The organism is Clostridium sp. (genome assembly GCF_051278035.1).
GTDB lineage: Bacteria > Bacillota > Clostridia > Clostridiales > Clostridiaceae > Clostridium_AD.
This window is the reverse complement of the sequence record NZ_JBNMNU010000126.1, coordinates 1-12,672: the sequence shown is the minus strand read 5'-3', so window position 1 is coordinate 12,672 and position 12,672 is coordinate 1. Positions and strand designations below refer to the sequence as shown.

Annotated in this window: 16 protein-coding genes and 1 pseudogene; 4 read left to right on the top strand and 13 right to left on the bottom strand. The window is 31.2% G+C overall.

What is annotated here, in order from left to right; all coding sequences use genetic code 11:
* From ACJAX4_RS16810 to ACJAX4_RS16770, 9 genes and pseudogenes are all read right to left on the bottom strand, one after another.
* A pseudogene (locus ACJAX4_RS16810) lies at nt 1–317 on the bottom strand (primosomal protein N'); the annotation flags it as partial.
* Between the two features lie 45 nt (nt 318–362).
* The gene (coaBC, locus tag ACJAX4_RS16805; protein WP_435790605.1) at nt 363–1,553 is read right to left on the bottom strand and encodes a bifunctional phosphopantothenoylcysteine decarboxylase/phosphopantothenate--cysteine ligase CoaBC; all 1,191 of its coding nucleotides are present in this window, start codon (nt 1,551–1,553) and stop codon (nt 363–365) included.
* Nucleotide 1,554: 1 nt separating this feature from the next.
* Complete coding sequence (gene rpoZ / locus ACJAX4_RS16800; protein ID WP_435790604.1) at nt 1,555–1,773, bottom strand: DNA-directed RNA polymerase subunit omega; 219 nt, start codon at nt 1,771–1,773, stop codon at nt 1,555–1,557.
* Nucleotides 1,766–2,377 carry a guanylate kinase gene (gmk, locus tag ACJAX4_RS16795; RefSeq protein ID WP_435790603.1) on the bottom strand — a complete coding sequence of 204 codons (612 nt, stop codon included), beginning with the start codon at nt 2,375–2,377 and terminating at the stop codon, nt 1,766–1,768. Before gmk ends, rpoZ begins: the two co-directional genes overlap by 8 nt.
* The gene (gene remA / locus ACJAX4_RS16790; RefSeq protein ID WP_435790602.1) at nt 2,367–2,648 is read right to left on the bottom strand and encodes an extracellular matrix/biofilm regulator RemA; all 282 of its coding nucleotides are present in this window, start codon (nt 2,646–2,648) and stop codon (nt 2,367–2,369) included. The genes gmk and remA overlap by 11 nt, the downstream gene beginning before the upstream one ends.
* Nucleotides 2,649–2,662: 14 nt before the next feature.
* Complete coding sequence (locus ACJAX4_RS16785) at nt 2,663–3,541, bottom strand: YicC/YloC family endoribonuclease (RefSeq protein WP_435790601.1); 879 nt, start codon at nt 3,539–3,541, stop codon at nt 2,663–2,665.
* 203 nt (nt 3,542–3,744) lie between these two features.
* Nucleotides 3,745–4,899, bottom strand: a complete 1,155-nt coding sequence (locus ACJAX4_RS16780) for an aminotransferase class I/II-fold pyridoxal phosphate-dependent enzyme (protein ID WP_435790600.1) — start codon at nt 4,897–4,899, stop codon at nt 3,745–3,747.
* 54 nt (nt 4,900–4,953) lie between these two features.
* Entirely contained in the window at nt 4,954–5,952 is a 999-nt protein-coding gene (locus ACJAX4_RS16775; RefSeq protein WP_435790599.1) for an asparaginase, read from the bottom strand.
* A 180-nt stretch (nt 5,953–6,132) separates the two neighbouring features.
* Nucleotides 6,133–6,333 (bottom strand): hypothetical protein, encoded by a 201-nt coding sequence (locus tag ACJAX4_RS16770; RefSeq protein WP_435790598.1) that lies wholly within the window; start codon nt 6,331–6,333, stop codon nt 6,133–6,135.
* A 565-nt stretch (nt 6,334–6,898) separates the two neighbouring features.
* On the opposite strand from ACJAX4_RS16770, the gene ACJAX4_RS16765 reads away from it, so the two are divergent.
* Entirely contained in the window at nt 6,899–7,075 is a 177-nt protein-coding gene (locus ACJAX4_RS16765) for a hypothetical protein (RefSeq protein ID WP_435790597.1), read from the top strand.
* A gap of 73 nt (nt 7,076–7,148) precedes the next feature.
* Here the strand turns inward: ACJAX4_RS16765 and ACJAX4_RS16760 are convergent, their stop codons facing one another.
* The gene (locus tag ACJAX4_RS16760; protein ID WP_435790596.1) at nt 7,149–7,640 is read right to left on the bottom strand and encodes a ferritin family protein; all 492 of its coding nucleotides are present in this window, start codon (nt 7,638–7,640) and stop codon (nt 7,149–7,151) included.
* 258 nt (nt 7,641–7,898) lie between these two features.
* Here ACJAX4_RS16760 and ACJAX4_RS16755 point away from each other — a divergent pair, with 258 nt between their 5' ends.
* Nucleotides 7,899–8,444 (top strand): glutathione peroxidase, encoded by a 546-nt coding sequence (locus tag ACJAX4_RS16755; protein ID WP_435790595.1) that lies wholly within the window; start codon nt 7,899–7,901, stop codon nt 8,442–8,444.
* 23 nt (nt 8,445–8,467) lie between these two features.
* Nucleotides 8,468–8,914, top strand: a complete 447-nt coding sequence (locus ACJAX4_RS16750) for a MarR family winged helix-turn-helix transcriptional regulator (protein ID WP_435790594.1) — start codon at nt 8,468–8,470, stop codon at nt 8,912–8,914.
* Nucleotides 8,915–8,998: 84 nt separating this feature from the next.
* Here ACJAX4_RS16750 and ACJAX4_RS16745 read toward each other — a convergent pair whose 3' ends face one another.
* The 3 genes from ACJAX4_RS16745 to ACJAX4_RS16735 all read right to left on the bottom strand — a co-directional run bounded on the left by ACJAX4_RS16745 (nt 8,999) and on the right by ACJAX4_RS16735 (nt 11,750).
* The gene (locus ACJAX4_RS16745) at nt 8,999–9,421 is read right to left on the bottom strand and encodes a putative ABC transporter permease (RefSeq protein ID WP_435790593.1); all 423 of its coding nucleotides are present in this window, start codon (nt 9,419–9,421) and stop codon (nt 8,999–9,001) included.
* A 65-nt stretch (nt 9,422–9,486) separates the two neighbouring features.
* Nucleotides 9,487–10,764, bottom strand: a complete 1,278-nt coding sequence (locus tag ACJAX4_RS16740; RefSeq protein ID WP_435790592.1) for an FAD-dependent oxidoreductase — start codon at nt 10,762–10,764, stop codon at nt 9,487–9,489.
* Nucleotides 10,761–11,750 (bottom strand): sulfide/dihydroorotate dehydrogenase-like FAD/NAD-binding protein, encoded by a 990-nt coding sequence (locus tag ACJAX4_RS16735; RefSeq protein WP_435790591.1) that lies wholly within the window; start codon nt 11,748–11,750, stop codon nt 10,761–10,763. The genes ACJAX4_RS16740 and ACJAX4_RS16735 overlap by 4 nt, the downstream gene beginning before the upstream one ends.
* Before the next feature lie 142 nt (nt 11,751–11,892).
* Here ACJAX4_RS16735 and ACJAX4_RS16730 point away from each other — a divergent pair, with 142 nt between their 5' ends.
* Nucleotides 11,893–12,567 (top strand): phosphatase PAP2 family protein, encoded by a 675-nt coding sequence (locus ACJAX4_RS16730; RefSeq protein WP_435790590.1) that lies wholly within the window; start codon nt 11,893–11,895, stop codon nt 12,565–12,567.
* Nucleotides 12,568–12,672 lie beyond the last annotated feature (105 nt).

Below are 12,672 nucleotides of genomic sequence, written 5' to 3'. Positions count from 1 at the left end.
GGAATAATAACTTTTATACAATCTAAATATGTACAAAGATATTTTTCTTTCATAATCTTTATGAGTTCAATATCAGTTATTTTGAGTAGTGGCATGTCATCACAAATGCTCGATATATCCTTAATGTTCTTTACATCACAACACTTATAAAGCTCTATAACAAAAGCATCCAATGTCTTATTTCCTTTTCCAAAGGGTACTTTAACTCTATATCCTAAAGCAACTTTGCCCATTAAACTAATAGGTATTTTATATGTAAAAACCTTATCTACCTGAACCGATTCATTATTTACCACAACTCCAGCATACTGATACACACAATCACCCTTTTAGTTTTATAATTTTAATAAATAAAAAGCGCATTAGCGCTTTTTATTTATTAAATTAAACAATTCCCTAGCAACTTGTTTTTTTGACATTTTGTCTAATGCTATTGGATCATTATCTTTGCTTAGTATAAACACTTTGTTATCTTCAGTTCCAAACCCACTATCCTTTTGCGTTATATCATTTGCAACTATGTAATCCAAATTTTTCTTAATAAGTTTAGCTTTTGCATTCTGGAGTAAATCATTACTTTCAGCTGCAAACCCTACTAGTATTTGTCTCTTCTTTTGCGTTCCGAGTTCACTCAAAATATCATTATCACATACAAGTTCTAGGCACAATTTATTTTCACTTTTTTTAATTTTATTATCACTGTATACTTTAGGCTTATAGTCAGCTACAGCTGCTGCTTTAATAACTATGTCACTATCCTCATAATTATTTAAAACTGCTGTCCTCATCTCTTGATTAGTATTAATTTTTATGAAATTTACACCAAATGGTTTTTTTTCGTTACAAGGACCAGATATTAAAGTCACAACCGCCCCCCTGTCTCTAGCTTCTCTCGCGATTGCATAACCCATTTTTCCAGAAGACCTGTTAGTTATGAATCTAACCGGATCAATAGGCGCAATTGTGGGGCCCGCTGTGACTAAAACTTTAGTGCCCCTCATATCTTTTAGAGGGTACAAATCACTCATTATTATTTCAAAAATTTCGTCAGTTTGTGCTAATTTCCCTTCACCTATGTCACCACAAGCCAGTCTTCCTGAGGTAGGTGCAATGAAATCATAACCATAATTCTCAAGCTTTTGGATATTTCCTTGCACTATTTTATTATTGTACATGTTAACATTCATAGCTGGAGCAAAAATCACTGGTGCGTTTGTTGCCATTATTGTAGTAGTAAGCATATCGTCTGCAATACCATTTGCAACTTTGCCAATTATATTAGCAGTTGCTGGGATTACAACAAACAAGTCAGCTTTTTTAGCAATAGATATGTGTTGTATCTCAAAGGATACAGGTTCGTTAAACATATCATGAATCACCATATTCTGGCTCATTGTTTGAAAGCTTATCGGCTTTACAAACTCCATAGCAGCCTTAGTCATGATAACATGAATCTCAACATTTTCCTTTTTAAGTCTACTAATAACGTCTAATGCTTTATATACTGCTATTCCTCCCGAAACACCAATAACTACTGTCTTTTTACTTTCCATTCTATTTTATTCCCTCTTTTGTTGTGGTAGCAACAATAGCGCCTTCATAAATTTCATGTATAGCTATTGAAACAGGCTTAGGAGAATCCACATGTACAAGCGGGCTTTGTCCCTCTATTATTTGTCTCGCTCTTTTTGATGTTGCTACAACTAAGGAATACCTATTATCAACTTTTTCTAGTAAATCTACTATTGATGGATTAATCATTGAATTATTCATTATTTACTTCCTCCTTCAAAAAATCTGCATTTAGTCTATCGACCCTGCATCTTTCTGCCAATATAATACTTTGAATTTTTTCACATGCGCAATCTACAGTGTCATTTACCACTGCATAATCATATCTTGTTACATATCTAATTTCTTTATGAGCCGATGTAAATCTAGTAATTAACGACTCTGGTGTCTCACTACCTCTATTGGTAATTCTATTTTTTAATTCCTCCATAGATGGCGGAAGAATAAAAATAAACAAACCCTTGGGATAAGATGTCTTTACCATAAGGGCTCCCTGAATATCTATTTCAAGTATTACATCCCTACCACTATCTAACACTTTTAAAACCTCGGATTTAGGTGTGCCATAATAGTTCCCATAAACTTCTGCGTATTCAAGAAAATCCTCAGCTGCAATTTTTTCCATGAATTTCTCTTTAGTTATAAAATAGTAATTTATTCCATCTACTTCAGTGCTTCTTGGACTTCTTGTAGTAGCCGAGATTGAAATCCAAAAATTGTTTTTTTCAAGAATTGCTTTGCATACAGTACCTTTACCAGCACCGGAAGGTCCTGAAATAACAATTAGCTGTCCCCTACTCTTCATTATTTAAAGCCTCGTCATTATGTCCCTCGCCTTTTACCGATAATCTGTGTGCAACAGTTTCTGGTTGAACAGCTGATAAAATAACATGATCGCTATCAGTGATAATAACCGCCCTTGTTCTTCTTCCATAAGTAGCATCGATTAACATGCCTCTATCTCTTGCTTCTTGAATTATTCTTTTAATTGGGGCAGATTCAGGACTCACTATTGCTACCAATCTATTTGCTGAAACAATATTTCCAAATCCTATGTTTATCAATTTTATACTCATGATTCGCCTCCTGTTTACTCTATATTCTGTATTTGTTCTCTAATTTTCTCTATTTCACTTTTCATATTAATAACTGTATTCAAGATTTCTAAATCATTCGCTTTTGATGCTATAGTGTTAGTTTCTCTATTCATTTCTTGAATAATAAAATCAAGTTTTCTACCGATTGGTTCATCTAAAATTAGAGTTTCTGTCATTTGCTGTATATGACTATTAAGCCTTACAATTTCCTCATCAATTCCTGCTTTATCAGCAAAAATTGCAACTTCCATAGCAACTCTATTCTCATCAAAATCAATTTCTTTATAAATCTCATGAAGTCTTTGAGTTAGTCTATCTTTATACTCAATAAAAACCATCGGCGCTCTTTCTTTAATCTTTTGAACCAAATTATTTATTATTTCACATTTACGCGAAAGATCCTGTAATAATTTTTCACCTTCACTTTCTCTCATTAAAACAAGATATTTAATCGCATCAGCTAAAGATTTCTCTATTACATCAAAGTTTTCTGAAAAATCTTCACTTTTCTGCTTAAGAGTTACTACCTCTGGTAATCCACCTATTTGTGAAACTGATATGTCACCAGTGAGCTCATGCTTATCTTTTAAAATTTTGAAACACCTAATGTAACTTTCAGCTAATTTTTCATTTAAAGACGCGTAAGCTTCTTCCTTGTCATAATTACCTTGAGTTACAAATACATCAAGTTTACCTCTTTTTACCTTTTCATTGATTATTTTTCTAATTTTATCCTCAAAAGCTATTAGTACTCTCGGGATTCTTATATTAGTTTCAAAATATCTATGATTAACACTTTTAATCTCTATGGTAAAGCTTTTACCATCTTTTTCACAGGTTCCTCTCCCAAACCCGGTCATACTCCTAATCATAATAACGCATCCTTCCAATGTTCTTTGTGACTCCTCATAACTGCCCATAGCATATTATATATATTTGGAACTATAATTATAAGTTTTCACTCTCTTATAGATTTTATCTAGAAAATAATATCAAATTTATTATATATATTACAAAAAATATACCCATATAATAAAATATTTCCTATATAGCTTTTATTATACCAATAATAATATTATTCGTCACATTTTTTTAGAGATTTTAAAGCTTCTTTAATAATAAGCACATCTTTAGTAAGCGCTATGCGGAAATAATCATATCCAATTCCCCCAAAAACATTTCCAGGGGTGACTACAATTCCATTATTAGTAAGCAATTCTTCACAAAACTCATTAGTAGTATAATTTTTAGGCGTTTTACACCACAAATAGAACGTAGCTTCTGTATCAAAAAAACTAATATTTTTTTGTGATAAAATACTTTTAGCTACGTCTCTTCTTTCATCATATATTTTCCTTATATTTTGAATGTGTGTACGTTCTAAATCAAGTGCAGCAATAGCAGCCTTTTGCACAGGAATAAACTGACCAGAATCACAATTACTCTTAATTTTCAAAAGAGCATTTATTACTTTGGCATTACCAACAGCATAACCTATTCTATATCCTGTCATATTGTAAGTTTTAGATAATGTTCCAAACTCAACACATTGCCTTTTTTCATCAAACTGCATAAGACTAATAGGGTTTTTATTTGCCTTAATTATTTCATTATATGCTGAATCGTTACATAAAACAATATTATTATCATAAGAAAACTTTATAATACGCTTATAGAACTCACTAGTAGCTACAGCACCTGTTGGGTTATTAGGATAATTTATAAAAATTAGCTTGCATTTTTTAACAATTTTAGTAGGTATATTATCAATATTTAGCATATAACCCTCTTTTTGTTTTAAAGGTACAGTATAAGGCAAACAACCCCAGAGTTTCGAACAAATGCTGTAAACAGGGTATGCAGGTTCCGGGACTATTACAATATCTCCAATATCACATACGGCTGGAATAATATTGCTTATACCTTCTTTTGACCCAATAAGAATTATTACTTCATCCAAATCTAAACTCACAGAATAGACATTGCTATAGTATCTCATAACCGCTTTTTTAAGTTCAATTAAACCATCGTAAGGAGGATATTTATTATATCTATTCCCCTTTAATCCGCTTATTAAGGCATCTGTAATATTCGAATGTACTTCTAAATCCGGATCTCCTATACTTAAATCAATAATTTTTTTACCACTTAAGATGGCTTCATTTTTAATATCATCAATTTTTTTAAAATGATATTCATTAACATTTGATAGTCTATTATTTATTTTCATAATATCACCCTTTATACTTTTTCGTATTATGTTATTCCGGTGATACTACCTTTGTTACATTATTCCACTTTTATACCTTCCACTTTCAAATATACGTTGTATTTCTTTCATATTTGTTGTACTTGAAAGTGCCAACATAAGTTTAATTCTAGCTTTTTGGCCTGGTAATCTATCGCCAAAAATAACGCCTGCATTTCTAAGTTCTTTTCCCCCACCTGGATACCCATAAGAATCTAATACTCTTCCTTTAAAGCACCTGGATACTACAACTACAGTAACACCCTTCTCTATAGCTTTCTTAACTCCTTCTGCCATTTTAGGTGGTATATTTCCTCGTCCCATAGCTTCAATAACAAGGCCCTTCGCTCCTTCTAGCACACAAAAATCAATTAGTTTTGAATCCATTCCAGCACAGGCTTTTATTAAATCTACTCTTGTTTCTATATTATCTGTCATTATATGTTCTTTTGTTAAGCTATCTCTATAGAATATTGCTTCATTATTATCAATAATCCCTATTGGACCAAACTCAGGACTTTGAAAAGTATTTAGATGCATAGAATGTGACTTAGTAACTTCGCCTGCACAATTAAGTTCATCATTTAGACAAACCAATACTCCTCTATTCCGCGCTTCATCTGAAATAGCAGTACAAATTGATGCAGATAAATTTGCTGGCCCGTCATAACCAAGTTCGGAACTATTTCTCATTGACCCTGTAACAATCACAGGCTTAGGACTATCTATAGTTAAGTGTAATAGATATGCTGTTTCTTCAAGTGAATCCGTACCATGAGTAACTACAACCCCACATATGTCATCTCTAGATAGAAAGCTTTGTATGTATTTAGATAACTCCAGCATGAGTCCTGGCGTTACATGCGGTCCCGGTAAATTTGAAAAAGTATATGATTCAATATCTGCATAATTTTCAACCCCCGTAACCATAGCCATTATTTCTTCACCACTGAGCGTTGGAACCGCAGCCTTTATTCTTGGATCCACCGTCATAGTAATTGTTCCACCATTAAAAATAACCGCGACTTTTTTCATTTTAAATTCCTCCTATGAATTATTCTTTAATCATGTAATCTATTTTTAAATTTACCACAGCAAAATATTAACCCCTCATGTGAAATATTACCCCTAATAATAAAAGAAAACAAGGTATACTTATCTAATAAGTATACCTTATTTTCATCATTACCATTATACTCCCTATAAACAACATGCTTATTTATTTTTTAAATATTTAAATAACTGCTTTTCTATTTCATCAGCAGCATTATCATCTAATGTTATATACTCCCTATGTCCGTCTAAGGACTTAACTTCTATCTTACCTACCTCTTGCCCAGTTACAATATCAATATCACGTTCAAATTTCATTATCTTATCACTATCATTAATTAACAACTGTGATTCTTTTTCCATAATATCATACTCCCTTTCTATATGCTTCAGTATTTTTTAATTCTTTACTAAAATCATCAAATTTTATTACCTTTTTTTTCATTTTTCTGTTTGTTACTAGGATCTGTTCTTTTAGTTCCAATATTAATTTCTTGTTTATTTACTTCACTTTTTTTACCCTTTTGCATGTTACCATACCTCCTAAATGCCATTTATATAGCATATTTTGTTTTAGTATCATATGCATTTATGATACTATTAACATTGTTATTTTCTCTCGATGTAACGTATATTATACCTAAAAATTTCACTTAAATTTTGCACAGAAAAATCATAATTTTCAGTAACCTTTTTTTAGAATTTTCATATTATATATTATAAGTAGTTTTCAACATCTTAACCCGATTTAATAAATCACACTTTTTATTTTATTTGCTTGATCCTATCCCCCCATAAATAACCATCTCTCTATAACCAGAGAGGTGGTTTTATCGTTATTTACAAGAGTTTTTTAAATATATATGTCATATTAATTTACTCATAGCTAATATATATAATTATGTAAGTAATTAATGAGGTGTATTAAATGGACAAAGGCTCTGAAGAAATAGCACCTAAAAATAATAGTGAACCACTTATTAATAGTTTCAATCCAAAGATTAAAAAATGTGATTATAAACTGATGATATTTTGGATTATCCTAGGTGTTCTATCCCTAGTATTACTCTACTATGCATACGAAATGCTATTCATTTATTTTTAATAAATTATATAATAGCCTATAAAAAAAAATAAGATACTTATGTGTATTAAACAATAAGTATCTTATTCCTAAATTAAAAGGGTGCATATCCTTGTTCTGACCACCACTCTTCCTTTAACTCTTCATATTGTGACGAAAATTTATCCAAGTGAACTTTTTCCCACTTGATTAAAATGTTGTATAGTTCTTTTGCCTCTTTTATCTTGGTCTCCTTAGCTGCTTTCTCATAATACTCCACTGAAGTCTTCTCCATCTGTATACCAATTCCAAAGGCAGATACAGCAATGCCTGCATCAACTCTATCAATATTCTCCCATTTGAATATTGCTGGAGATGTGGGTTCTGGAATTAATGCCAATTGAAAATTCACTGCATTATCATCTTTAATTTTACTAAACAAATCTTTCAACCAAATTACATGTTGCATTTCTTCATTTGCTAGTTCTAAGAAAGCGGCTTCTACTTCTTTTGATTTAGCTTTACTGCTTGCCATACTGTAAAATTCATAACCCTCTATCTCATTTATAATCGCTTGTTTTATCACCATTAACTCAACCTTATTCAAAATTATCTCCTCCTTAATATGATACTAAACGTTTAAATAGAATTTGTATTAGTTCTTGATTAATAACCATTATTTTATCATGAATTCTAATTTAAAACATCAATGATATTTTATTATATATTAATGAATAAAATACTATTCACTAATACACAATAAGTACTTGACAGTTTGTTATTAACATGCTAAATTTAAATTATAAATCAATTGTACACAATTCTATTTTAAACAATTATATATTCTAAGGAGGGTTATTATATTATGAAAATATACGATTTTAAATTTAAAACTATAGAAGGGCATGATGAAGCTCTTAACCAATTTGAAAACAAGGTATTACTAATTGTCAATACTGCAAGTAAATGTGGGTTTACACCTCAGTATAAGGATTTACAAAAGTTATATGAGAAATATAATTCTAAGGGTTTTGAAATACTAGGTTTTCCATCTAATCAGTTTGCAGAACAAGAACCAGAAAGCAATGACGCCGTTAAAAATTTTTGTGAAATTAATTTTGGAGTAACTTTCCCACTTTCAGAAAAAGTTGAAGTTAAAGGTAATGATGCCGACCCATTATTTAAATATTTAACGGGTGAATCTCCATTTAAAGGTTTTGACTTAAATAATCCAAGTGATAAAAAACTACATGATATATTACAAGCAAAATTTCCTGAAAACTTAGAAGGTGATTCTATAAAATGGAATTTCACTAAATTTCTAATAGACAGACAAGGAAACATTGTTGGGCGATATGAATCACCAACAGAACCAATGGACATAGAACAATCAATTGAAAATTTACTTTAAAAGCTCAAAGGAAGTGATTAACATTGACGGATGAGTCTCTTAAATTAGAGAACCAATTGTGCTTTGCTTTATATGCTTGTTCTCGTGAAATAACAAAGTTGTATAAACCAGTTTTAGATGAATTAGGTATAACCTATCCTCAATATATTTCTCTTTTAGTATTATGGGAAAAAGATAATATAACTGTGAAGGAAATGGGCCATAAATTACATCTTGATTCTGGTACCTTAACACCACTACTTAAAAGACTCGAGTGTATGAATCTTATAAAAAGAATTAGAGATACTGTAGATGAGCGAAATGTATATATAAAATTAACTTCCGAAGGTATAGATCTCAGAAAAAAAGCCCTTGGAATACCAAATAAATTGCTTTGCTCCACAGGACTATCTCTTCAAAGTGCAAATTTATTAAAAGAAAATGTTAATTCGCTATTATTATATTTAACTCCAAGTTCTAAAGACAAATAAAAACTACATGCATTAGGTTTAAACGTATTTGATACATTTAGCCTACTGCATGTATTTTTTTATCAGCATATATATAATCTAAACTCATTTAGATTCACCATAAATACTACTTTCAATTCGTACTATGGTATCATGTATTTTTTCAAACATAATCCCGACCACAACCCACACTGGAGCATAACTAAGTGTAATAATTCCGAATAATGACAATGATTTATTTGTATAGTTCCAAGGGCACGCACCTAAAATCAATCTAAGCAGTAGTCCGCTAAATAATTCTACTGCAAATATAACAAGCATATATATGCCTCCCCTCACAATACGCGGAAGATGTTTTATCCTATAATGTACAGGTTCAAGAAATACAGCAAGACCATATATAGGGAACATGCATATACAGGTAGTGGCCCTTAGTAATACATCACCTTTAATCATTGCTCCAAAACCATTCCACAATACCTCTCCCAAGAGACCTAAAAATCCATATATAACAAATCTTTTCCACATAAAAGTATTATTTGTATTACAAAATAAAATATACTTATAAAGTATTAATATATATAAACATTAGTTTATATAAGTTTTTCATTAAATATATTGGTTAAGTTTAATTTATCTACTCTCCCCTTTATTTTATCTATATCCAAAGTGTAAAGTCCCAACTCATTCATTCTATTAAAATATTCTGCCCCAGCAAACGTGTATCTGTTAGCTCTTCCTTCTTTAGTATTTATTCTTTCATTTGCATAAGCTATAATATCCCCAGCAGCTAGTGACCTTGGTAATATAAGTAGCGGCATTCCTAGATAGTTCCTTATAGCATTTTGTCCTGCTAATGCCCCTGTTAAGATGGCTTCTGTGTGTCCTACAAATAGCCCACTCTTTTCGCCTGCACAGAACAAATTGTCGAGTCCTAAAACCTTCATGTTGTTTGCTCTTGGGGCTACAGATAAGTACCTTATAGAGTTTCCCTTTCCACCTGCATATGGGTCTATAAATTTTGCGTTTTCAAACCCTTTTATTTTTCTTAGTTTATCTAATGGGTAATATGAAGTCATAAGCTTAACATGCCCTGTATCCAAAAGAACTATATTTTCTGCAAATTCTTTAAGAGCATACTGTTGACATACCTTTTGCTTAAGTTTTTCTAAATTTATATCTTCCTCTGGAACTTTTAAAACTGCCACTCCTGTTTCCTCCAGCTCTTTTATAATATCATCAGATAACGATTCCTTCGCTAGTTTGCACGAACCACTAAAAGCTCCATAAACATCTTCTTGTCTTTCTCCTTTTAAGTCTTCAACGCCTGCTCTATAACTTATGCTTACTCTTGGACCAAAAGCTGGACATCTTAAAACACACATTACACATCCATTACCATATTTTAAACAGTTACCCATTGGTCCTGTAGATCCTGTGGTTTCTATAAATACATCTGCTTCAACATATTTACCATCCGATAAATATATTCCTTTTATGCTATTTCCATCTTTTTCAACATCTACTACTCTCGTAATAAGGTTTATTTCTATATCCATTGACTTTAAATATGTCACCACCGCTGGTTCAATTTTGTTTACATCATAAAGCCAAGCATGTTTGTGCCCGGGAAAATCAATGTTTTTATGTCTACTGTTTTTATCAGTCAAATGTATTAAATCCCCTGCCCCTAGTGCTATCATTTCTTCAGACGCAGTATATCTTCCATTATTTCTCATGATGCCACCTACATTCCCTAGTCCTAAAAGCATATCCGTTTTTTCATATACTACAACTGTAGCTCCTGCTTTTCTTGCTGTTATTGCCGCGCTACAACCTGACCATCCACCGCCAATTATGATAACCTTCAAAATACTCTCCTCCCTTCTAATACATATTTAGGTTCTGTTTGCATTTTGCAGAGCCTTCTGAGCTTACAATCATCATTTGTTCTTGTACAACACCCACATACACCTTCTCCACAGGACATCTTAGAATTATTACAACAAGAAAACTCAATGCTTTTATCTATATTTTCTACAGTCTTCATAAGTTCATAGTTCAAAATGTCTGCTGCATCTGAGTGCACTAAACTAATATCATTATCCCTAATTATTTCCCTCAATATATTATCAAATTCATCTGTAATTCTACCAAGACTTAAAGTTTCCACCTGTATAGTTCTTGAAGCATATTTATCTAGATACTCACTCACAAAACTATTTTTATAAGGCGTATTATCAAGCACAACTATAACTTCATTATTATTTGAATGTAGATGTCTAAGTGCTTGTATCATAGGTGCTTGACCTATGCCCCTTGCTACAATTAAGCATTTGCTATTCTTAATTGTATATATTTTTTTAAGTCCCAAAATACCATTCCAAAATGGTCCTTTCACAATCATGTCATCGCCTATGTTTAGCAAATCTAGTGCTTTAGTTTTAACTCCTTTGAGTTCTATAGCAATAGTTATAGAATTGTTTCTAGTGTCAGTATCCATTATAGATATTGGAGTATCAAAACTTTCTTGCGTACCTGGTCTTCGTACAAAAATAAAACTTCCCGGATGAATAAGTTCACTTACCAATTTTTCCGTCCCCTCTAAAGTGAATATAATTATATTACCTTCTAATTTATTCTTTTTTACTATTTTGCAGTTATAATATTTTCTGCCTTCTTTAGCTTTGTAATTATTTGAAGCATATTCTTGATATATACATACTCCATTCCAATTAGCACAATCACAGAAACTTTTACCTGCCAACTGGGAGCATAATATACAATCTCCTGTTTCTGCCAGATGGCAAGGACATGGTTGATACACCAAAGTGCGATGTTGTTTAAGTAAATGCATAATCTTTATACCGCTTAATTGTTAATTTGAATTTATGACATAATATTATATATTTTCCTATGAAAAATATTGAACCCGCTGTGATTTTAGGTTAAACTAATCCTTGAAGATAAGCTTATTATTTAAAGAGAGGACTGATTACTTGAAGAAGCTTTTCAAAAAATTATTACCCCTATTACTTATTGGTTGTGTTCCATTTTCAAATTTGTTTTACTGGGGACTAAATAATACTCAAAGAGGCATTTACGATTTAACTACTGATTTAGATAGAGTTTTACCACTTATAAAAATTTTTATAATACCTTATATGACTTTGTGGTTTTTCTTAGCCATTTGTTTTGTTTACTTATGCTACAAAAACAGAAGAGTTTATTATAAAATTATGATTACCTTGTGCTTATGTTATGTAGTTACATTTATAATTTATTATTTTTTTCAAACAACTGTTACAAGACCTCTTGTTACAGGAGATGATATATTTTCTAAACTGATTTTGTTTACATATAATTCTGATGAACCATATAATTGTTTCCCAAGCATCCATGTGATTACTGCATACCTTGCTATGAAAGGAATTAATTCAACCGATGCTATTAAACGAATTAAATTACCTGTTAATGTGATGGGCTTTCTTATTATCATATCCACTGAATTTGTGAAACAACACGTCATAATGGATATATTTTTTGCAATTATTTTATGTGATATAATTTTATATTGTATTAATTATGTAGAAACGCAATATACGATATATGATTTAGAAAAATCATCTATCCTTCCTAAACAGAATGTGGTAGATATGAGTGAAATCGAATAGAAGCTAACAATTAAAATGTTTCGCCCCTTTCACAACACCCTACGTACCGTTCGGTATAAGGCGTTTCATTAGTTTACGGGTTTAACGTGGTTATAATAATCCGAA